This is a genomic window from Snodgrassella sp. ESL0324 (genome assembly GCF_013344955.1).
GTDB lineage: Bacteria > Pseudomonadota > Gammaproteobacteria > Burkholderiales > Neisseriaceae > Snodgrassella > Snodgrassella alvi.
Genome location: NZ_JAAEDS010000014.1, coordinates 525,813 through 546,096 on the forward strand (window position 1 = coordinate 525,813; position 20,284 = coordinate 546,096).

Genomic DNA, 20,284 nt, shown 5'->3' on the forward strand with positions numbered 1-20,284 from the left:
TAATAGACTGAATAAAATTCAGACTTGCAGATATTGCTTTCAATTTCTATGCAATAATAATAAATACCGCATAAAAATTCTTATTTTTTATTATAAAATCAGATTATTACTTATTCAAAAAACTGATTAACAGCAGCCATCAGAGCCCGCATTTTTTTCTCATCTTTAATTCCGGGCGATGCTTCCACACCACTGGATACATCAATAGCCATAGCTTTGCTTTGTCTGATAGCCAAAGCAATATTTTCCGGTTTCAGACCACCAGAAAGTATCCATGGAATATCCAGCCTGTCTGGCAGCATCTGCCAGTCAAAAGTCTGACCTGTACCGCCATACTGCCCGGCAACAGCTGCATCAAACAGCAAGGCACGGGCATCTGTATATGTAGCTGCCGCAGCTTCAATATCAGCTGTATCACCTACTCTTATTGCTTTAATATACGGGCGCTGAAACTGACGGCAGAATTCAGCATTTTCATCCCCGTGAAATTGCAGTACATCCAGAGGCACATGCCTCAACACTTCCTGTACATCAGTTGTAGCAGCATTAACAAACAACCCGACTACTGTTACAAACGGAGGTATACACTGAGTAATTGCCTGCGCCTGTTCAATAGAGACACAGCGTTTACTGCCAGAAAAAAATATCAGTCCGATTGCATCTGCCCCAAGCCGGGCAGCGAGTATTGCATCTTCAGCGCGGGTCATCCCGCAAATCTTGCTTCGAATTTTCATCCTCGGCCCCTTTTCAAACTTGCCCGCAATATTGGCATTAATCCAGATATGGCCAGAGCCATACGGGTAAAACAGCTGTTTCCACACCCCATTGCTGCGGATAATCAATACCGGTCAGATATAATCCGTCCGGCATAAATGTTGGCGGTGCCAGCCGCCGGCTTCTGGCTGCCAGCAACTGAGCAAAACCGGCCACACTCAATTTACCTGCACCCACATACACCAAAGCACCAACAATATTACGTACCATATTGTGTAAAAACGCACTGCCATAAAAATCGATCGCCATTAATTCCGGGCTGCCGACAAGGTCTAATTTATATAAGGTTTTTACCGGTGATTTAGCCTGACAGTCACTGGAGCGGAAGCTGGAAAAATCATGTTCTCCCACCAGCATTGCCGCAGCTTCACGCATTAGCGCCATATTCAACGGATAGTGAGTCCAGCCGACACGACCACGCAGTTGCGGCATACGTACCCGGCTGGATTCAAGCATATAACGATAACGTCGCCCGAATGCGTCAAAACGGGCATGAAATTCAGCAGCCACCGGTTGTGCTTTGATAATACGAATATTTTTATCCATCGCAGTATTCGTACCGCGCAACCATGCTTCGGCACTTCGCAGCGCATATGTATCAAAATGTACCACCTGCCCCGTTGCATGAACACCGGCATCGGTACGTCCTGCTACCACAACATTGATTTGTTCAGCGGCAATGGAACTCAAAGCATCTTCCAAAACCGACTGAATAGTATACAAACCATCCGGCTGCTTTTGCCAGCCATGAAAGGCACGCCCATCATAAGCCAGAGTTAATGCCCAGCGCTGTACAGGCAAACTACCTTCATGCGTAATTACCTGATTTTCTTCTCTGTTAGCAACCATGCCTGTTTCTAATCCAAATAAATCACATCAACCACACCCATTATTATCGCATAGCCGTTAACTGCCTTCATATTTGAAACCTATGTAATTGCTCATTGCAAAGCAGCAATAAAAAATAGCCTGATAATATAATGCTTACATTATTAATAGGCCAGTCAAATCAGAATATATATTAGTTCAGAATGATTTTATCTGGCTGCAATGCCCGTTTCTGCACGCCATTACGCACCACTATCCTATCTCTTAACAGTTACATTCAGCTTGTTTCATAAGCTGATACACCTTAAAAGCAAATTTATAACCTGCAATAAAATCAATTAATAACTGAAATTTATATACGGAATATATTAAAAAATACGGCAAATTTACAACAAATAAAATAGCCGAATTCCATAAACAGAATTCGGCTATTTAGTGTTTCAAATACAGAAATTAATGCAGCTGACAATTCAACCAAAGCAAGGAGAATTAGCCACCTAATTGCTGTAACAGATTTTGTGCCTCTGCCAGTATCGTGCCATTAGCTTCATCAACCAATTCACGCAACGTCTGACGAGCAGTAACTGCATCATCCATTTCCAGATACATTTTTGCCAGTTCCAGCTTGGCTTGTAATGGAATAGCCTGCTGTTCAGGAGTCAGAGGTTTATCAACCTGCTCAGGTTCAGCTGATTGTTCCAGCCAGTCCTGCCCACCATCACCGGTAGCAAATGAAGAGGTTGGTCCTGTTGGTGCAGCAGTTGCATTAACAGCTGGTGCCGGTTCAGATTTATCGTCTTCAAGCGCAAAGTCCATGGACGGAATATCAATCTCTTCCGTGTCGGCCTCAGGAGCAACAACAGGTTGATTATCGGAATCATCGCTTATTCCTAATGAATCCCAATCAATATCTGTGGAAATAGCATCATCTTCTGCTGCAAATGCATGCTGATCATGCGGAGCCAAAGTCTGCTCAATAGAAGAATGCACTTCCTCAGGGGCAGAATTATCCTGTTTAGATTCATCATCAAATTTAAAGTCTTCATCCCACTGCAAATCAGCCAGAGAATTTAATGAATCATCTTCTGATGCTGCCGGTTTAGACTGCTGTTCGGGCTGTACGGCATCTAAATCAGAGCTGAAGGATATATCTGACGGTTGTAAATCATCACTGTCTGATGATGCGTTATCCTGTAACACAAAATCCTGATGTGCTTCAGCCTGAGATTCATCTGGATGTTGCTCTTCTGCAACTACCCATTCAAAATCCGTATTGTCTGCCACATCTTCCTGAGGTTCTGTAACAACCGGTTCATGCGAGGTCAGAACTTCTGGCTGTTCAGTTTCATCAATCTGATCCAGCCATGATAAATCGTCATTACTATCCAGTTCAGCAGATGACGGTGCAGCCGTATCTGCGCTAGTTGCAGGTGTATCATCAGTGAAATTGAAATTCAGCCAGTCAGTATCGTCTTCTTCCTGCTTGGCTTCTGTTACTTTTTTATCAGGCACCTGTGATACAGGCTCTGAATGTACTTCCTTAGCAGGAGCAGATTTATTATCTGCCTGAGCCGGTTGATCCGATGCAGCGGCATCATTCAGCCACGACCAGTCGTCGTCATCTGCAGCAGCATTGGCTGTAGTCGTTACTGCTGTAGCAGCCGCAGCTGTTTTAGCTGTAGTAGCCGGTACAGATGTAGACGTAGACTGAGTGACTTCAGAAGGTTCAGTCTCAAATACCACATCATCATCTTCATCATCAGAGTAATCTTCATCATACTCAGTACTGTATTCTATACTGTTGCGTTTTCTGCTTCGTTGCCAGAGTAAGGCAGCAATTAACAGAACACCGGCCAAACCGGCCAGAGCATATGGCCACCATGAAGGCAGCATGGATTCTTCAGCCGGTTCTTCTGCAGGCTGAACAGGTTGTGTATTAACCTTAGGCTGTACTGGTACTGCCTTCACCACAGATGCCGCACTTGCAGCCGGAGCTGAAGCCTGAGCAACTTCTGAAGCCTGAATAGTGGCTGAAGCCTGAGCAGGAACTGAAGACGCTGCTGATGTTTCTGCTTTAACAGTATTTTCTTTAGTCTGAGCTTCCGACGCGGCGGTATTTCCGGTATTAGCGGCTACTTTGGGATTGTCTTTTTCTTTTGTTACCGCCGGTGTTGTATTTTGTGTCACTTCCGGTTTTACAGCTGTTTTAAGTGGTACTTTGGATAACTTTTTCAGCTGTGAAGTAGAAGGAATATCCAGACTAATATTGCGATACATCAAATCAGGATTACCGTTACGAAAAGCATTCGGGTTGGCAACCTGTATAGCATGCATTGTCTGCTCTAAACTCAGTCCCTGCGGCCGTACCTTACGCGCAACATCCATCAAGGTTTCATTATTATCGACATTATATTTCACTACCGCATTTTCGGAAGCAAGACCGTTTTGCAGTGCGACAGTTGCCCGTGCTGCTGATTTTTCTCTTGCAGAACGCACTGGTGCAGAATGTACAGGCTTATGATGTTTGCCGGCTGCTTTATTTTTTCCTGCTGAATGATGGCGTTCAGGCGGATCCAGCAACGCAGTATACTGCCGCCCCTGACTGCCGGTAACAAGACTGAAAGTCAGCATCGGATCATGCACAGGTTTACTGGAGCGCAAATGAATTACGGCATTCTGTCCTTGTGCTGATACACGCACCTGTAACGGAGCTCCGGAAACAGCAGGCCGCCCGTGTAATGCTGCTTTGGCTTCATCACCAGTTACTACAATACTACCTGAGAACGGCTCTCCCAGCGCCGAATTAACCTGTAAGCTACCCAGACCTGCCCATGCAGGTGCACTGGCCAACATACATAAAGACAGTGCGATGATCTTTAAATTATTTGCGTTTTTCAATCCCGTACCCTCACCGGTAATGCACCAATGCCGTCAGGCGTGTGCCTATTCATTATGAAAATTTCTACAAGTATACTTAAATAAATGCAATTGGCGTTTAACTTTCACTAAACCTGTTTTTATATTATCTCACGCTATAATAGCTTTTGCGACACTTTAATGCCAACTTACCTGTACCTGATTTGCTTTCTAACTGTATTTATCTGTGGACATTTTCATACGAACCACACTCAGGAAGGTCTGAAACCAATATACAACAATAGTTAAATTTTGTTTAATACCTTGCTTTAACACGTGCCAAGTGTAAAAACTCAGGGTATCATGGCAACTATCTGTCACCTTTAATTTAACCCGTAACCGGAAAATAAAGATATCCAGTCCTGATAATGAAAGCTGCATTTGAATTTTTGGTAGTCATTCTTTTCTTTGCTACCTATACCTTAACTAAAAATATTATTCTTGCCACCGAAGTAGCCGTCGCAGCAGGTATTATTCAGGCTGTGTGGTGCCTGTTCAAATACCGGCGCCTGCAAACAATGCAGTGGGTTAGTCTGTTACTGGTCGTCATACTGGGCGGAGCGACTATAATTTTAGAAAATGAGCACTTCATTATGTGGAAGCCGACCGTTCTGTTCTGGGTTATGGCCGTCGGTCTGATGATTTCACATTTGTGTGGTAAAAATGTACTGAAAAATACCATTGGCAAAGAAATAAATATGCCTGAACCTGCATGGCGTAAACTTACCTATATCTGGGCAGTATTTCTGCTGGCACTGGGTTCGCTTAATCTTTGGGTGGCTTATACCTTTACTCTAACACAATGGGTTAATTTCAAACTCTTTGGCAGTACCACCATATTATTTTTATTTCTTATTGGACAAGCAGTATATATTAGTCAGTATACTAAAAAGGATGAGTTGTAATGCTGTTTATGTTAATGGCCACTGATGCCGATAACAGTCACGAAGCACGTATGAAAGCACGGCCAAAACATTTGGCGCGTTTAGAAGAACTAAAGGCACAAAACCGTTTGGTTCTGGCAGGTCCCAACCCCCTTCCGGACGACGACAGCCATTTTTCCGGCAGTCTGATTGTTGCCGAATTTGAATCTTTGGATGAAGCTCAGGCATGGGCTGAGCAGGATCCTTATGTTGATGCCGGAGTATTTGAAGAAATTCTCATCCGTCCTTTTAAAAAAATTCTGCCAAATGACTGATATTCAGACTATTATTCAAACGCGTCTGCAAATACTGGCTCCGCAGCAACTGGAACTGACCGATGACAGTCATTTACATGCAGGACATAAAGGTCACAGGGGTGGCGGACATTACAGCCTGCTGATTGTCAGCGATGCTTTTATCGGTTTATCACGCCTGGCCCGACAGCGTAAGATCCATCAATTACTTGAAGATTTATTCAGAACAAATACCATTCATGCTTTAAGCATCAGGGCATGCACAAACATTGAATATTTAACCAGATAATAATTTACTTTATCTACATAAACTAAAAGAGAGTTAACCATGAAAAAACAATTTATTGCTGCTGCCATTATGTTTGGATTAACCGGTCTTGCTGCCGCCCAGACAGTAGTCACTGTTAACGGAACCAAAATTGACAGCAAAGAAGTCGATAATCAGGTAGCCATACTGGTACAGGAAAGCCAGAATCAGATTCAGGACTCCCCTGAATTGCGTAAAAATATTACCAACCGCCTGATTACCCGAATTTTGCTGATTCAGGCTGCAAAAAACCAGAATCTCGATAAAGATCCTGAATACTTGAAAGCATTAAGTCAGGCTGAAGCTGAAGCTAAACGTCTGGGCGATGATAAAAAACCGGGTTTCAAAGAAGAATGGTCTTTCTTTAAAGACAATTTGCTGACTCAGGCCTATCTGGCCAGCGTGGCAAAAAACAACCCGGTAAAACCTCAGGATGTAAGTAATGCATATAACGACATGGTCAAATATTACAGCGGCACACAGGAAGTACAATTAGGTGAAATCATTACCCGTGATGCTGATACTGCAAATAAAGCCATTGCTCAGTTAAAAGCGAATAAAAACTTTAGCACTGTAGCTAAAGAATACACTATTGATCCTGCCGGTCGCGAAAACGGAGGCATTCCTAAAGGTTACGTTGCCATTAAAGATTTACAGGAAAGTGCCACTCCGGTTTATAACGCAATTAAAGACCTGAAAAAAGGTCAGTACACTGCCACACCAGTACAGGGTAACAGCAATATATATGCTGTATTCTATGTAAACGATAAGCGCAATGTTAAACTGCCGAGTCAGAAAGAAATGACGCCTGTTCTGTCACGCCGTCTGCAAAGCGCTTTAATAGCACAGGCAATTGATCAGCTTTATAAAAATGCAACAATCAAATAATAATTTAACTCTGGTTTGATTGACTAATCAGAAGATAAAATAAGGAATACTCAACATGAAAAAAAGCATTCCTTGGCTGGCCGGGCTGAGTATCATGGCGGCCGGGCTCGCTTTTGCAGATGCGCCCAAAATTGACAGCCAGCGTATTAACGTTATGCTGAAACAGATTGAGCGTCAGATGCAGACTCAGCCAGATGCTCCGGCACCGGATAAGGCAGAAATTCAGAAAGAAATCACCTTGCGCCTGCAATCAGCTGAAATATTAAAAGCTGAAGCTATTAAGGCCGGGCTTGATAAACAACCTGATACTCAGGCTGCATGGCAAAATGTACAGGCACAATTTTATGCTGCCCAGTATGTGGATTATCTAGCTGCCAAAACTGAAATCAACGACAGTGATTTGCGCCGGCAATATGAGCAGGTAAGTCAGGAAATCAATTTACTGCCAATTGTTTTTCCAAGCAAAGAAGCGGCTGAAGAAGGCTTAACTAAACTGAAAAAAGGTTTGGCTTACGAAACCCTGTATAAACAGGTTAATCCGGAAGCTCCTGCCAGCAACTGGACGAACCCGCAACAGTTGCCGCCTGAATTTGCTCAGTTAGCTTCTCAGCTGAAGAATGGTCAGATATCACCTAATGTTATCAACATTGATGGTCATTTTTTTCTGCTGAAAGTAGCCGGTATGCGTCAGGCCCCTAACGCACCTGCATTTAATCAGATTAAAGAGCAGTTGCGTGAACAGGCCAAACAGCAAAAGGTACAGGAACAAATTAATCAGCTTTTACAAAAAAATGGTATTAGTCTGAATGAACAATAAGTTTTGCTGAAAAATAAAACCGGTACAATCGTACCGGTTTTTTTATTGCCAGAATATTAATCACTGCGATAAACAAGTTCTAATAACCGACTCTGTTCAGCCCGTTGCTTTTTTTGGCTGATACAGCATTTGTACGTAAGGGATTCCATTAGAAATATAGGGTGTTCCCTGTATCTGAAAATCATGCCGCTGATAAAATTTAAGTACTCGCCGGTCAGCCTCAATTTTAACCGGATATTCAGCATAATGATTTTTTGCGTAATGCAGAATGAGCTTAACCAGCTGATCACCCAGTCCGGTACCCCGTACCGTTGGATGTATCACAAACCGACCAAAGGTAAAGTGAACACCAGCCAGAAACATTCGCGCATAAGCCAGTATTTGCCCGCCCCGCTGATAATAGACATGTTTAGCCTGCAAATCCCAATCATCCAGCTCAGGATAAATACGTTGTTGTTCTACTATGAAAGTATCGATACGCAAGCGAGCAATATGAAAAAAATCGTGTGATGAAAGTTCATTAAATTTTTTGATACACCACATAACGATTTCCACCTTTTACATTAAGAACGAATATCTGATTATTCACACCATAACCCTAATCATAATATTAACAAAGTACCAATATCAAATCTTTGAATCAACATTTCAGCTTTCCACCTGTTTCTAGCTTAAAATCCATTCTGTGATCTAATATTATTTTCAAAAGAAGCAACCTTTTAATCAAAATGCACTCGGTTAAGTATTACAAATCCGGTATATTAAATACCTGTGCGGCTAAAAACTGAGTATTGTGCAAAGCACAAACGGATTATCTGCTATTAAAACAGATAATCCGTGTAAATTACCCAATTAATTTACTGTCTGGCTGCTTCAATCTGAATATTAATTTTAACATACCGGCTGGCTGGCATGGCCGTCAGATATTCATCGATCCCCCATTGTGAGCGATCAATAATAGCCTCAAAATCACCGCCGCACACCTGAGACTGAGTCATAGGGCTTTTATAACAATTAAACTTAGTTGCCCGTAATGTCACAGGATGAGTTCGTCCAACCATAGTCAGCTGGCCGCGTAATGCTCTAACTTTGCCTTGCTTATCAAAAATCCAGTCGTGTGAAGAAAAACGCAGATTCGGATACTTTGCCGCATTAAAAAAAGCTTCGCTTTGCAGGTGTTTCGTGAACTCACTGCGGCCAGTATCCAGGGTACTGAGCGGGATGGTTATATCTACAGAGCCAGTTTTCGCACCTGCATCATATTGGAGTTCACCATTAAGATTATAAAAACCACCCACATTACTGGAGGTTGCAAAGTGATCAAGTGTAAAACGGGCATTGGCATGCAAAGGATCGATTTTATAATTTGCAGCTACAGCCGGCACGGTTATTCCCAGCAACGCTGCCATCAAAATACTGGCTAATTTATTCATGAAGAAACACCTCTAAACATTTGTCTGACAGCAACAATATTAACGTGAATAACCAGATAACAACATCTCGAAGAGTAAAAATATTATTTCTTATCAGGAAATAATTACAGAATATTCATCTACTTTTAACCAGATAATTTTACCTGTTTCATTATTATTGTTTTACCAGTCAAATACAGCGATCGACTCCACATGTGCTGTTTGCGCAAACAGATTCATAATACCGCCGGCGCGATAACGGTAACCGCGCTTAACGAGTAAACCTGCGTCTCGTGCCAGAGTAGCCGGATCGCAGGAAATATAAACTATCCGGCGTGGTAACAGCCGTTCTTCAATTTCATTTAAAGACTGTATTAATGCCTGAGCACCTGCACGTGGCGGATCAAGCAACCATTTATTCGCATAACCCAGCTCACGCAGACGCTGCGTACTCATAGCAAAAAGATTAGCCTGCTGAAAACGTACAAGTTTGGCCAAACCATTATGCTTGACATTACGCGCAGCACGCTGACACATAGCAGCAACACCCTCAATACCCAGCACCTCTGCCTGCATCCGTGCAATCGGTAAACTAAAATTCCCTAAACCACAAAACCAGTCAATAATCCGCTCGCCGGCACATGGCTGCAACCATTGCATTGCCCGCTGTACCATAAGCGCATTAGTCACATGATTAACCTGAGTAAAATCTTCAGGCTGATATGGAATCTCAATTTGATATTCAGGCAGACGATAAGCAAGAACCGCAGTCGCAGATGAAGATATTAAAGTGGTTTTATTACCTTTTTGTAACCAGCACTGCCACACATAACCGCTTTGCTGCTGTAACTGTTGCAGCAGACCATCAATCTGCATACGTTTGGTCTGGTTTAACTCATCAGCCTGTATAGTGAGTGCAATAGCATCATTACCCTGATGCAGCATAATGCCCTTAACCGTATTTGCAGACCAGTTTTGTAAAAAAAGCTTAATTGGCTTTAAAGCTTTCGACATTACCTCAGGTAATACCAGACAATAATCAATATCTACAATTGCATGGCTTTGTCTGGCTTGAAAACCCAGCTTTAACCGGCCTTTTTCATAGACTGCATGTAATCGCACTCGTTGGCGATAATGCCATGCTAAGCCATAGACAGGCGGCATCAGTTCATCAGGCAAAACCTTACCCAGACGCCGCATCTGACTTAGCCATGCACGCTGTTTTAGTGCCACCTGAGCAGTAAACTCGATATGCTGGCTGTTACAACCGCCACAATGAGCATAATAATCACAAGGCGATTGTACACGAGCATTAGCCGGCATCAGTATTCGGCTAATCCTACCTTCAGTATAGGATTTTTTTATCCGCACCGGCTGCCATTCTACTAATTCACCCGGTAATGCCTCATCAATAAATACCGCCTTACCGTCTACCCGGGCAACGCCGCGGCCTTCCTGATTCCAGTCTGTAATTTGTGCTGTAAATCGTTGTTCCAAGCTATAACCTCAAGCCAGAAATGAAATTAAATAAATTTAATTGTATTTAATTTCTCACATTACAGACAAATTACGTTATGATTATATCCATATTGCCATACTGGATTTTAAGAATAATGTTAAAACCAATACTTTATGCAGTGGCCACTACCCTTATCTCCACAGGTGCATATGCTGCCATTCCCATGCCTGACTACGCAGTACCCAGTCAGGGACAGCAAGTTATCCTGAATGTTCCGCAATTGCGGCTATTTCTGTTTCAGGACGGAAAATTAATTAAAACTTATCCCATAACTGTAGGTAAAGCCAGCACACAAACACCGCTGGGTGAATACAAAATTGGTGCCAAAGTAAACAAGCCTACCTGGAGTGTTCCGCTCAGTATCCAGAAAGAAATGGCAGCTAGCGGTAAAGCTGTACAGAAATCCGTACCACCCGGCCCGAATAATCCACTCGGACCGGTATTTGTCCGTCTTGGTGAACCTCGACTAGGGCTTGGCATTCATGGTACCAATGTACCCAGCAGTGTGCCCGGAGTACGCAGCCATGGCTGTGTGCGTTTACGCAGCCCGAATGCACTGGATTTTGCCGCAACAGTACAAAGCGGAGCTGATGCTGCTGTCATTTACCAGCAGGTATCAGTTAATATAGATGAACAAAATGATATCTGGATTGCCGTTTATCGTGATCCTTATAATAAACGAAATCTGAACAAAAAGCTCTTAAACCAGAGTATCAGTTCATGGGCAGAACAGCATCAGCTTCGGGTTGACCAGCAACGTTTAAACAATGCTCTTGGCAAACCGGCCAATACTTTGATTTGTCTTACCTGCAGTACTGGCAAAACCAAAGTTAGCGGCAATCTGAGCTCACTACAGTGGACAAGCGGTAAAGGTGAAACTGTAGAATTCAAAAACGTTAATCCAGACAATATCAATTCTAAACAGGAAATCACACCGGAAAGCAGTAGTATTGAAGTAGATGAGGACACGGACGAAACACCTAAGCAACAAAATATTACTCCGTTACATCCAACCACCACACCTGCAAAAAAACAACCCACATCAGTAAAGAAGGTTCCAATTACAACCATTCCTGCCTCATCCGATGAAGGTTTTGATTCTCTGATGTAACATCGGACTAGCAGTTTAACTGATATATAAACTCAGTTTTAAGGAAGATAATTTTCCAGCAATTGCCATAAAACTGCCTTGTCTGAAGATTTAAGCCGCTTCAGCCGATATTCACATCGTGCTGCAGCGGCTTTAGTAATGTTCCGGCAAATCAGACGCATCTCAAGTGGCGGATACATGCGTGTATATCTTGCCCCCTTACCCGCATAATGCGCCTGCCAGCGCTTTAACGGCCGATTAGTTATCCCGCAATAAAATGTATCATTAGCACAGTATAAAAAATAGACAGCCCAATCAGCATCTATCTGGGGTAAGGGTGGTAATGCATTCAGAACAGATGCAGACAAAATCAGCTTCATAATTCAATATAAACCGCAATCCCGGGCTGATTGAAATTCAGTTATTCCAAACTCCGGCAAAAATTATGATATACAGAGTGTTAATAATAAACACACTTATTTCACAGCAATAAAATAATATAATTTTAAGCAAAAACCGATAATTTCAAATTTTACAGATACTAAATACAGGCCGAACACCCGGCCGCGCTTCGCCGATGTTCTTTAACATTTGCCAATAACACATAAAACTTCAAATAATTATCTTTATCATGCATTCAGACAAGAGGGTACTTATCGTACATAAATACGCTCAATTTTTCGGTTTACACTCAGAAACTCACCTGTACCGCCTCATCGCCAAGCAAGGTATACAGTTCATCAAATAAGGTAGCCTCAGGCTTGATAAGCCAGTTTTTATCCGCACGCAATTCACCATATGCCTGCTGATGCCGGCAGCAAAATTTCAGTGGCACATGAGCCTGCTGTTCACGGTATGGTTCCAGTAATCTGGCCAATTGTCCGACAGGAGTATCCGCAGTAATGTGTAAATGCAGACTGCGTGCATAGCGGGCGCTGGCTTGTGCCAGCGTGAATGCATCATCAGCAGTGATACGTAATCCGTCACCGCCATTGTATTCATCAACAGCAACTTTACATTCCATAATTAATACCTGATCTGCTTTCAGGCTGGCTCCGTATTCTTCCAGCGCCTGCCCAGCTACTACAACTTCCTGTTTAGCGGTACCATCCTCAAGCTGCACCACAGCAAATTTGCCGCGTTTTCCCATAATATAACGGACACCAGTAACAAAACCGGCTACTTTCTGCTTATTATTAGATGGTTTCAGTGTTGCCAGTTTGCTGCTAACCAGTGCACGTACTTTATCAGCATATGGTTCAAACGGATGGCCGGAAAAATAAAAACCCATTGCCTGTTTCTCTTCAGCCAGCTTTACTGCCAGTGACCATGGTGCCACCTTTTCCATTTGTAAAGGCTCTATAGCATCTTCAACCATATCGAACAGCCCGCCCTGATTCGCATTGGCAGCCACCTGTTCAGCATTCTCCATCGCCAGACCGATATTGGCCAGCAATTGAGCCCGATTCGGATTCAATTCATCAAAGGCACCGGCGCGCACCAAAGCCTCAATCGTACGACGATTCAGATGCTGGCGATCTACTCGCTGACAAAAATCGAATAAATCTGTAAATGCACCACCTGTTTCACGCGCACGTACAATGGCCTCTACAGCACCTTCGCCAGTTCCCTTAATTGCTCCAAGTGCATAACGAATCTGTTTTTTATTATTCGGGGTAAACCGGTAAAAGGATTCGTTAATACTCGGTGGCAGGAAAGTAATTCCGTTTTCAATACCATCATCAACAAAAATTTTCAGCTGATCCGTGTTAGTCAATTCACTGGACATCGTACCGGCCAGATACTCAGCCAGATAATGGCATTTAAGCCATGCAGTCTGATAAGACACCAGAGCATAAGCCGCAGCATGCGATTTATTGAAACCATAACCGGCAAACTTTTCCATATAATTGAAAATTTCATTGGCCGTTTGCTTATCTATGCCTTTTTCAGCGGCACCAGCCTCAAAAATGGCACGATGCTTCACCATTTCCTCAACTTTTTTCTTACCCATAGCACGACGCAGCAAATCGGCACCACCCAGTGTATAGCCGCCGCAAACCTGTGCTGCCTGCATTACCTGTTCCTGATAAACCATTACCCCGTAAGTAGAATTTAATACCGGTTCAAGATTGGGATGCAGATACTCTACTTTTTCCTCACCATGCATACGCCGGATAAAATCCGGAATCAGATCCATCGGCCCCGGACGATACAGAGCCACAAACGCAATAATTTCTTCAAATTTGGTCGGACGTGCTGTCACCAGCATCTTCTTCATACCCACCGACTCAAACTGGAATACTGCTGTGGTATTACCTTTAGCAAAAATACTGGCATACGTCTCTGCATCGTCCAGCGGAATATGATTAACATCAACCTTCTGACCAGTGGTTTCCAGAATAAATTTTTGCGTCATTTCGATGATGGTTAAGTTGCGCAGTCCGAGAAAGTCGAATTTCACCAAACCAATCTGCTCAACATCATCCTTATCAAACATCGAAACCGGAGACGCATCATCACCGCTTGCCTGATAAATCGGGCAAAAATCGGCAATTTTTCCCGGAGCCATCAGCACCCCGCCTGCGTGCATACCCAGACCGCGCGTCAGATCTTCCAGTTTCAGGGCCAGCGTCATTAGCTCTTCAGCTTCTTCTTCCTGCAAGAGTTGCCGGATTTGCGGTTCTGCTTCCATTGCTTTTGTCAGACTGAGTGGTTTATTTGCTTCAACCGGTATCAGTTTGGACAAACGGTCACACAAACCAAACGGTAAATCCAGCACACGCCCGACATCGCGTACTACAGATTTCGACGACATCGTACCGAAAGTGACAATCTGACTGACCGCAGGCACACCATACTTATGGCGTACATACTGAATAACCCGACCACGGTTTTCCTGACAAAAATCAATATCGAAGTCTGGCATTGATACCCGTTCCGGATTCAGAAAACGTTCGAACAGCAGGTTATAACGCAACGGATCCAAATCAGTAATTTTCAATGAATACGCCACTAGCGAACCGGCACCAGAACCACGTCCCGGACCTACCGGACAGCCATTCTGCTTAGCCCAGTTAATAAAGTCCTGCACAATCAGAAAATAACCGGGAAACTGCATCTGAATAATAATTCCCAGCTCATAATCCAGTCGCTGCTGATATTCCGGCATTTTCTGTGCCCGTTCAGTTTCATCCGGATACAGAAATGACATGCGCTCACGTAATCCTTCATTACTCAGCTGAACCAACAGATCGTCCAGCGTCATCCCTTCCGGTGTCGGAAAAAGCGGCAAATAGTTTTTCCCCAGTGTCAGCGTCAGATTACAGCGTTGAGCTATAGCCACCGTATTGGATAAAGCTTCAGGTATGTCGGTAAAACGTGCCGCCATCTCTTCAGGCGTAACAAAATACTGACTGGGCACAAAATCATGCGGACGGCGTTTATCAGCCAGTACATATCCACTGGCAATACAAACCCGTGCTTCATGTGCCTGAAAATCATCAGTATCCATAAACTGTACCGGATGGGTTGCCACCACGGCTATCTGATGCTCAGCCGCCAGTGCCACACTACCGGCTACCACAGCCTCCCATTCCGGCCGCTCAGGTAAACGCTGCACTTCCAGATAAAAACCATCACCAAACCATTGCCGGTATTTAATTAAAGCTTGTGCAGCCTGCTCAGGTTTCTGTGACAGTAAAGCCTGACCAATTTCACCATACTGTGCTCCGGATAAACAGATTAAGCCAGTATTGTCTCCTTCTGCCAGCCACTGCTGACGTACTATTGCCTGATGCGGATTGCGGTCTTCACCCACATAAGCATTTGTCAGTAACTCATTCAGACGCAAATAACCTGCATGATTTTTGACCACAAGCATCAGGCGAAAAGGCTTGTCCGGCTGTTCCGGATTCTCCAGACGCACGTCTACCGCCATAATCGGCTTGATTCCCGCATTACGGCATGCTTTATAAAATTTCACCATGCCAAATACATTCATCAGGTCGCTAATACCTAATGCAGGTATTCCCAAAGCACTGGCTCTTTTAACTGCCTCTTTAATCCGTACAATACCGTCTTCAATAGAAAATTCAGTATGCAGACGCAATGGAACATAGGAAAAATTTTTGGACATAGTACTTTTCATACCAGAACAATTGTTATCTGGTTTATCCGAAATAAAAAGAGAGAAAACCGGCTGGCTGAACTTTCAGCTTTCTGAGCGATATGCTGAAAATTACAAATAACAGCATTCAGTGGATCAGCCAGTGCACAAGCGCATTATTACAGCGTTAATTTTACCTGATTTGTTCAAGTAAACAGCAATAATCCGGGTTAAAAAATGGCTAGTTGTTTATTCAGCAGTAGTAAATCGGGTAGTAATATAAATATACAGACCAAAAAGCATTAATTCATACTTCTACAGTTGAAAGAAATATATCCGGCCACCAAACTACCCATAAAACCTTTGTCATTTAACTGAGCCGCCGGAGCTTGGAAATTCAGCGAGTGTTACGCAGCTAACTGATACATCCAGCAAATCGGCTAATGAAAACAGGCTGCCTGAATCATCAGACAGCCTGTTTAAGAAAGTTTCCCCCGCAGGTGCCGGTTTGGACGCCATCCGCTTGAACCTTTAGGACAAGGCTGGCAGTATCGAATGGCTTCGGGTTCATTCACAGGGAATGCTCACGCCCACCATTACCCAACCGCCAAAAAAGCGAATTATTGGTTCAAAGGAATATATGTCCTTACGAACACCGCAGGGGAAGAAAACTTTATTTTACCACAAGTGTGAGAGTACTTTCACACAACTGTATCATATCCTGCATTTTACGCTCATAATCGCCAATTGCCAAATTTCCGTGCACGGTCAGTTTGAGCAGATCGTGAGCCAGATTGAGCGCAGCCATAATTACAATTTTATCTGTTTCAACAATTCTTCCGGAACTCTGAATAGCAGTAATTTTTTCATTCAGCATTTTTACTGCCTGCATCAACGTTTCGTGTTCACTTCTGGGCGTGCCTATATTAAAAGGACGACCAAGAATTTCCACACGAACCTGTTGAATTTCATCCATTTAAATCCTCCTGCATTTGAGGTAGCCGTTGCAGTAACCGCCGCAGCTCATCACTGGATGCTTTCACTACCGAAGTATATCGGTTCTTTTCAGCAATCAGCCCATCAATAGTAGTTTGCATGCTTTCCTGTAAATGAAACTTTTCCTTCTCATGCTGACTACGTATCCGTTCACGTTCTAACTGAAAATCTTCATTTTGTTTGTGTAATTGTTCTTTCGCAGTTGCCAGCTGCTGAGTCAGCTGATGTTTTTCTGCCAAAAGAGAATTGAATTGTATTACCAGTCGCTTAACACTATCTTCCAGTTGTTCTAATTGATTTTCCATTCCCTACCCGCTTCCGTCCTTAATTAATGCAGCATGAATTACCTGCTTTATCAATACTGCTAATCCGGTTATTTTTCGTTATAACAAATAATTATTATTCCGCTTTAGGCGCTCTTTCCATCAGAATTTCTGCCATTGCCTGTACTTCAGTACGACCATGAAACAGTTGCTTCAGGATATTGGCAATCGGCATATCTACCCCCAGTGAATCTGCCTGCCTGCAAACCTCTTCTACAGTATATACACCTTCGGCGACATGTCCAAGTTCAGTTAATGCTTCAGGCAGTGATTTACCCTCTGCCAGCAATAAACCTACCCGGCGATTACGCGACAGTGATCCCGTACAGGTAAGAATTAAATCCCCCATACCGGACAAACCCATTAACGTTGCTGCCTGACCACCCAGAGCATGATTCAGGCGCGATATTTCTGCCATACCCCGTGTCATTAATGCCACTCTGGCATTAATCCCGTAGTGCAGACCATCTGCAATCCCCGTTGCAATAGCCATGACATTCTTTACCGCCCCGCCTACTGCCGCCCCGATCACATCAGCATTCGCATATAAACGCAAAACAGTATTATTCAGTGCAGCCGCCAGAGACTGAATCCAGGCAAAATTTTCCGATGCCAGCGTAACAGCACAAGGTAACTGCTGAGCAAGTTCCTGTGCAAAACTTGGTCCGGACAGCACACCGATGCAGTTATTCCCGGGCATAACCTCTGCCAGTACCTGTTGCGGTAACAAGCCGGTTTGCTGTTCAAATCCTTTACAGGCTGCAATAACAGGTACTTCACCCATACCGGCCTCAACCAGCTTCCGGGCACTTTCCCGCAAAGCAGATACCGGTGTGGCAATAATGATTAAATCTGCCGGCGCAAATGCATCAACAGCAGAAAGATTTTCCGGCAGAACAAAATCAGGCAGATACCGTTTGTTTACCCGCTCCTGCTGTAATTGCTGCACATGCCGGATATTGTGTGTCCATAACCAGACCTTGTGTGCATGCAGAGAAAAGTGAATGGCAAGAGCCGTTCCCCACGCTCCGGCACCCAGCACACCAATATTCATGTCAAATATTCCCTTTAACAAACTATCAGCAGATAACTACCCTGTTTCTCAATACTTTCAGAAGCCAGACAACTTACAAATACAGCATTTCATTCATTACCGGCACAAACAGCTTTAACGAAACATATTGTATCCAAAAACTCAGATTCAGGCTGCTTGAAATACCGTACCAAATTAGCAGAATACAGCTGATTCACATCATGCACCAGTCTGCAAAGAGCACTTCGGGTATTAATCCGCTCAATTCAATCATAGCTGCATGAATAGAAAAACACAGGCTGCCTGTTGTCAGACAACCTGTGCTCATAAAATACATTTAAAAATGATTAATCCTCAAAGCGTTTAAACGCCAGTGAACCATTCGTACCACCAAAACCAAACGAATTGGAAATAGCTGCACGAATCGGCAAATCACGCGCCTCATTGGCGCAATAATCCAGATCACATCCCGCTTCAATATCCTGTTCAAAGATATTGATTGTTGGCGGAGATTTTTGGGTATGAATAGCCATTACTGTATATACCGCTTCCACACCGCCGGCACCGCCCAGCAGATGGCCGGTCATGGATTTAGTTGAATTCACAACCAGTTTTTTAGCATGCTCACCCAAAGCCAGTTTTAATGCATTGGTTTCATTTACATCACCCAGCGGGGTCGATGTACCATGAGCATTCACATAATCAATATCTTCAGGGTTTAAACCACCGTCTGTCAGAGCACGGGTCACACCCAGTGCCGGCCCCTCAGTATTGGGCGCAGTAATATGATATGCATCTGAACTCATACCAAAACCCACTAGTTCAGCATAGATTCTGGCACCGCGTTTACGTGCATGCTCATACTCTTCCAGCACCATTACCCCGGCACCTTCACCCATCACAAAACCGTCACGCTGTTTGTCCCATGGTCTGGATGCTGTAGCCGGATCATCATTGCGGGTTGATAATGCTTTCATTGCAGCAAAACCACCTACACCCAGCTCACAAATAGCCGCCTCTGCCCCGCCGGCTATCATAATATCTGCATCACCATACTTAATCAGACGAGCAGAATCACCAATACTGTGCGCACCGGTGGTACAGGCTGAAACCATACCATAGCTCGGTCCCTGATAGCCTTTAAGAATAGTAACATGACCGGAAATCAGATTAATCAGAGAACTGGGAATGAAAAACGGATTAATTTTACGTGCCCCGTGTTCCACAACAGTCCGTGCCGTTGCTTCAATCGCAGGTAATCCACCGATACCGGCACCGATATTCACCCCCACCCGGGTTTTATCCAGCCCCGGTATGTCATCCAGCCCAGCATCTGCAATTGCCTGCATCGCAGCAGCTACACCAAAATGAATAAACGAATCCATTCTGCGTGCTTCTTTTGCGCTGATGTACTGAGTTACATCAAAATTCTTAACTTCACCGGCAATCTGGCAAACTAAAGACGAAGCATCAAAATGGGTAATAGTGCCAATGCCGCTTTTACCTGCAAGTAGATTTTGCCATGCTGTGGTTACATCATTACCCACAGGAGATACCTGACCCAGGCCGGTAATGACTACTCTTTTTTTACTCATAATTTTGCTCGTAAGAAAAAAACCTCTACCGAATCAGACGAAAAAAGCGCCTTATTTCGACAGAGGAATTTGAATTTGACCAACACTACACGGAATTAATTCAAGTGAGCGCCAACAAAGTCGATAGCTTGTTGTACGGTAGTAATTTTTTCAGCTTCTTCGTCCGGAATTTCGCAACCAAAAGCTTCTTCCAGAGCCATTACCAATTCAACGGTGTCCAGTGAGTCAGCACCCAGATCTTCCTGGAAAGAAGATTCATTTTTTACTTCAGCTTCACTCACGCCTAATTGTTCTGCAACAATCTTTTTCACACGTTGTTCGATATTATTATCCATTGACTGATCTTTCTTTTCTTTGCCCAGCAGTAAGTGCGGACAGGGTTAATTGAATAAATCAACTTTTTTAGTTGTTGATATTATTGTACCTAATAAAAATAGAGTTTTCCATTTAAATTGTTTTTTGCCGTCTTTTCCGTGGTTTTCAGTGATTTTCACCGCACTT

At 43.6% G+C, this 20,284-nt stretch carries 19 protein-coding genes and 1 other RNA gene; 6 read left to right on the plus strand and 14 right to left on the minus strand.

The features are described 5' to 3' along the window. Nucleotides 1-110: 110 nt before the first annotated feature. The 3 genes from GYY70_RS09450 to GYY70_RS09460 form a co-directional block, all read right to left on the minus strand. On the minus strand, nucleotides 111-734 hold the full coding sequence (locus GYY70_RS09450; protein WP_174832162.1) for a phosphoribosylanthranilate isomerase: 624 nt from the start codon (nucleotides 732-734) through the stop codon (nucleotides 111-113). 37 nt (nucleotides 735-771) lie between these two features. Next, a complete protein-coding gene (gene truA, locus GYY70_RS09455; RefSeq protein ID WP_174832163.1) occupies nucleotides 772-1,623 on the minus strand; it encodes a tRNA pseudouridine(38-40) synthase TruA in 852 nt (283 codons plus the stop codon). Between the two features lie 468 nt (nucleotides 1,624-2,091). Continuing rightward, nucleotides 2,092-4,455 carry a FimV/HubP family polar landmark protein gene (locus GYY70_RS09460; protein ID WP_174832164.1) on the minus strand — a complete coding sequence of 788 codons (2,364 nt, stop codon included), beginning with the start codon at nucleotides 4,453-4,455 and terminating at the stop codon, nucleotides 2,092-2,094. Between the two features lie 431 nt (nucleotides 4,456-4,886). Here GYY70_RS09460 and GYY70_RS09465 point away from each other — a divergent pair, with 431 nt between their 5' ends. Genes GYY70_RS09465 through GYY70_RS09485 form a run of 5 tightly spaced genes read left to right on the plus strand, consistent with a single transcriptional unit; the run spans nucleotide 4,887 to nucleotide 7,707 of the window. After that, the gene (locus tag GYY70_RS09465; RefSeq protein WP_174832165.1) at nucleotides 4,887-5,423 is read left to right on the plus strand and encodes a septation protein A; all 537 of its coding nucleotides are present in this window, start codon (nucleotides 4,887-4,889) and stop codon (nucleotides 5,421-5,423) included. Next, a complete protein-coding gene (locus GYY70_RS09470) occupies nucleotides 5,423-5,716 on the plus strand; it encodes a YciI family protein (protein ID WP_037393371.1) in 294 nt (97 codons plus the stop codon). Before GYY70_RS09465 ends, GYY70_RS09470 begins: the two co-directional genes overlap by 1 nt. Next, a complete protein-coding gene (locus GYY70_RS09475) occupies nucleotides 5,709-5,984 on the plus strand; it encodes a BolA family transcriptional regulator (RefSeq protein ID WP_025331380.1) in 276 nt (91 codons plus the stop codon). The genes GYY70_RS09470 and GYY70_RS09475 overlap by 8 nt, the downstream gene beginning before the upstream one ends. Before the next feature lie 39 nt (nucleotides 5,985-6,023). After that, the gene (locus tag GYY70_RS09480; RefSeq protein WP_174832166.1) at nucleotides 6,024-6,890 is read left to right on the plus strand and encodes a SurA N-terminal domain-containing protein; all 867 of its coding nucleotides are present in this window, start codon (nucleotides 6,024-6,026) and stop codon (nucleotides 6,888-6,890) included. Nucleotides 6,891-6,945: 55 nt separating this feature from the next. Beyond that, nucleotides 6,946-7,707 carry a peptidyl-prolyl cis-trans isomerase gene (locus GYY70_RS09485; RefSeq protein ID WP_084563478.1) on the plus strand — a complete coding sequence of 254 codons (762 nt, stop codon included), beginning with the start codon at nucleotides 6,946-6,948 and terminating at the stop codon, nucleotides 7,705-7,707. Nucleotides 7,708-7,803: 96 nt separating this feature from the next. Here GYY70_RS09485 and GYY70_RS09490 read toward each other — a convergent pair whose 3' ends face one another. The 3 genes from GYY70_RS09490 to rlmD form a co-directional block, all read right to left on the minus strand. Further along, nucleotides 7,804-8,250, minus strand: a complete 447-nt coding sequence (locus GYY70_RS09490) for a GNAT family N-acetyltransferase (RefSeq protein ID WP_174832167.1) — start codon at nucleotides 8,248-8,250, stop codon at nucleotides 7,804-7,806. A 314-nt stretch (nucleotides 8,251-8,564) separates the two neighbouring features. Beyond that, the gene (locus GYY70_RS09495; RefSeq protein ID WP_174832168.1) at nucleotides 8,565-9,140 is read right to left on the minus strand and encodes a YceI family protein; all 576 of its coding nucleotides are present in this window, start codon (nucleotides 9,138-9,140) and stop codon (nucleotides 8,565-8,567) included. A 162-nt stretch (nucleotides 9,141-9,302) separates the two neighbouring features. Continuing rightward, nucleotides 9,303-10,616 (minus strand): 23S rRNA (uracil(1939)-C(5))-methyltransferase RlmD, encoded by a 1,314-nt coding sequence (gene rlmD, locus GYY70_RS09500; RefSeq protein ID WP_174832169.1) that lies wholly within the window; start codon nucleotides 10,614-10,616, stop codon nucleotides 9,303-9,305. 116 nt (nucleotides 10,617-10,732) lie between these two features. Here rlmD and GYY70_RS09505 point away from each other — a divergent pair, with 116 nt between their 5' ends. Next, on the plus strand, nucleotides 10,733-11,749 hold the full coding sequence (locus tag GYY70_RS09505) for a L,D-transpeptidase (protein ID WP_172338511.1): 1,017 nt from the start codon (nucleotides 10,733-10,735) through the stop codon (nucleotides 11,747-11,749). 38 nt (nucleotides 11,750-11,787) lie between these two features. Here GYY70_RS09505 and GYY70_RS09510 read toward each other — a convergent pair whose 3' ends face one another. The 8 genes from GYY70_RS09510 to acpP all read right to left on the minus strand — a co-directional run bounded on the left by GYY70_RS09510 (nucleotide 11,788) and on the right by acpP (nucleotide 20,118). Next, on the minus strand, nucleotides 11,788-12,108 hold the full coding sequence (locus GYY70_RS09510) for a GIY-YIG nuclease family protein (RefSeq protein ID WP_084551730.1): 321 nt from the start codon (nucleotides 12,106-12,108) through the stop codon (nucleotides 11,788-11,790). A gap of 311 nt (nucleotides 12,109-12,419) precedes the next feature. After that, the gene (gene dnaE, locus GYY70_RS09515; RefSeq protein WP_174832170.1) at nucleotides 12,420-15,866 is read right to left on the minus strand and encodes a DNA polymerase III subunit alpha; all 3,447 of its coding nucleotides are present in this window, start codon (nucleotides 15,864-15,866) and stop codon (nucleotides 12,420-12,422) included. 457 nt (nucleotides 15,867-16,323) lie between these two features. Further along, nucleotides 16,324-16,503: non-coding RNA, 6S RNA (gene ssrS / locus GYY70_RS09520), on the minus strand. Nucleotides 16,504-16,509: 6 nt separating this feature from the next. Beyond that, nucleotides 16,510-16,812 (minus strand): cell division protein ZapA, encoded by a 303-nt coding sequence (locus GYY70_RS09525; RefSeq protein WP_025331389.1) that lies wholly within the window; start codon nucleotides 16,810-16,812, stop codon nucleotides 16,510-16,512. Continuing rightward, nucleotides 16,805-17,137: a hypothetical protein gene (locus GYY70_RS09530; protein WP_025331390.1), complete on the minus strand. Its 333-nt coding sequence runs from the start codon at nucleotides 17,135-17,137 to the stop codon at nucleotides 16,805-16,807. The genes GYY70_RS09525 and GYY70_RS09530 overlap by 8 nt, the downstream gene beginning before the upstream one ends. A gap of 94 nt (nucleotides 17,138-17,231) precedes the next feature. Then, nucleotides 17,232-18,209 carry an NAD(P)H-dependent glycerol-3-phosphate dehydrogenase gene (locus GYY70_RS09535; RefSeq protein ID WP_084563472.1) on the minus strand — a complete coding sequence of 326 codons (978 nt, stop codon included), beginning with the start codon at nucleotides 18,207-18,209 and terminating at the stop codon, nucleotides 17,232-17,234. Nucleotides 18,210-18,535: 326 nt separating this feature from the next. Next, complete coding sequence (gene fabF, locus GYY70_RS09540; RefSeq protein WP_084551727.1) at nucleotides 18,536-19,783, minus strand: beta-ketoacyl-ACP synthase II; 1,248 nt, start codon at nucleotides 19,781-19,783, stop codon at nucleotides 18,536-18,538. A 95-nt stretch (nucleotides 19,784-19,878) separates the two neighbouring features. Continuing rightward, nucleotides 19,879-20,118, minus strand: coding sequence for an acyl carrier protein (gene acpP, locus GYY70_RS09545; protein ID WP_025331393.1), 240 nt, complete (start codon nucleotides 20,116-20,118; stop codon nucleotides 19,879-19,881). Nucleotides 20,119-20,284 lie beyond the last annotated feature (166 nt).

Excerpts from the sequence above, each read along its gene's own strand:
- GYY70_RS09495 (WP_174832168.1), bottom strand. The coding sequence starts at position 9,140 with ATGAATAAATTAGCCAGTATTTTGATGGCAGCGTTGCTGGGAATAACC.
- GYY70_RS09460 (WP_174832164.1), bottom strand. The coding sequence starts at position 4,455 with ATGTTGGCCAGTGCACCTGCATGGGCAGGTCTGGGTAGCTTACAGGTT.
- acpP (WP_025331393.1), bottom strand. The coding sequence starts at position 20,118 with ATGGATAATAATATCGAACAACGTGTGAAAAAGATTGTTGCAGAACAA.
- fabF (WP_084551727.1), bottom strand. The coding sequence starts at position 19,783 with ATGAGTAAAAAAAGAGTAGTCATTACCGGCCTGGGTCAGGTATCTCCT.
- GYY70_RS09465 (WP_174832165.1), top strand. The coding sequence starts at position 4,887 with ATGAAAGCTGCATTTGAATTTTTGGTAGTCATTCTTTTCTTTGCTACC.
- GYY70_RS09485 (WP_084563478.1), top strand. The coding sequence starts at position 6,946 with ATGAAAAAAAGCATTCCTTGGCTGGCCGGGCTGAGTATCATGGCGGCC.
- GYY70_RS09450 (WP_174832162.1), bottom strand. The coding sequence starts at position 734 with ATGAAAATTCGAAGCAAGATTTGCGGGATGACCCGCGCTGAAGATGCA.
- dnaE (WP_174832170.1), bottom strand. The coding sequence starts at position 15,866 with ATGTCCAAAAATTTTTCCTATGTTCCATTGCGTCTGCATACTGAATTT.
- GYY70_RS09525 (WP_025331389.1), bottom strand. The coding sequence starts at position 16,812 with ATGGATGAAATTCAACAGGTTCGTGTGGAAATTCTTGGTCGTCCTTTT.
- GYY70_RS09490 (WP_174832167.1), bottom strand. The coding sequence starts at position 8,250 with ATGTGGTGTATCAAAAAATTTAATGAACTTTCATCACACGATTTTTTT.
- truA (WP_174832163.1), bottom strand. The coding sequence starts at position 1,623 with ATGGTTGCTAACAGAGAAGAAAATCAGGTAATTACGCATGAAGGTAGT.
- GYY70_RS09470 (WP_037393371.1), top strand. The coding sequence starts at position 5,423 with ATGCTGTTTATGTTAATGGCCACTGATGCCGATAACAGTCACGAAGCA.
- GYY70_RS09475 (WP_025331380.1), top strand. The coding sequence starts at position 5,709 with ATGACTGATATTCAGACTATTATTCAAACGCGTCTGCAAATACTGGCT.
- GYY70_RS09510 (WP_084551730.1), bottom strand. The coding sequence starts at position 12,108 with ATGAAGCTGATTTTGTCTGCATCTGTTCTGAATGCATTACCACCCTTA.
- GYY70_RS09535 (WP_084563472.1), bottom strand. The coding sequence starts at position 18,209 with ATGAATATTGGTGTGCTGGGTGCCGGAGCGTGGGGAACGGCTCTTGCC.
- GYY70_RS09480 (WP_174832166.1), top strand. The coding sequence starts at position 6,024 with ATGAAAAAACAATTTATTGCTGCTGCCATTATGTTTGGATTAACCGGT.
- GYY70_RS09505 (WP_172338511.1), top strand. The coding sequence starts at position 10,733 with ATGTTAAAACCAATACTTTATGCAGTGGCCACTACCCTTATCTCCACA.
- GYY70_RS09530 (WP_025331390.1), bottom strand. The coding sequence starts at position 17,137 with ATGGAAAATCAATTAGAACAACTGGAAGATAGTGTTAAGCGACTGGTA.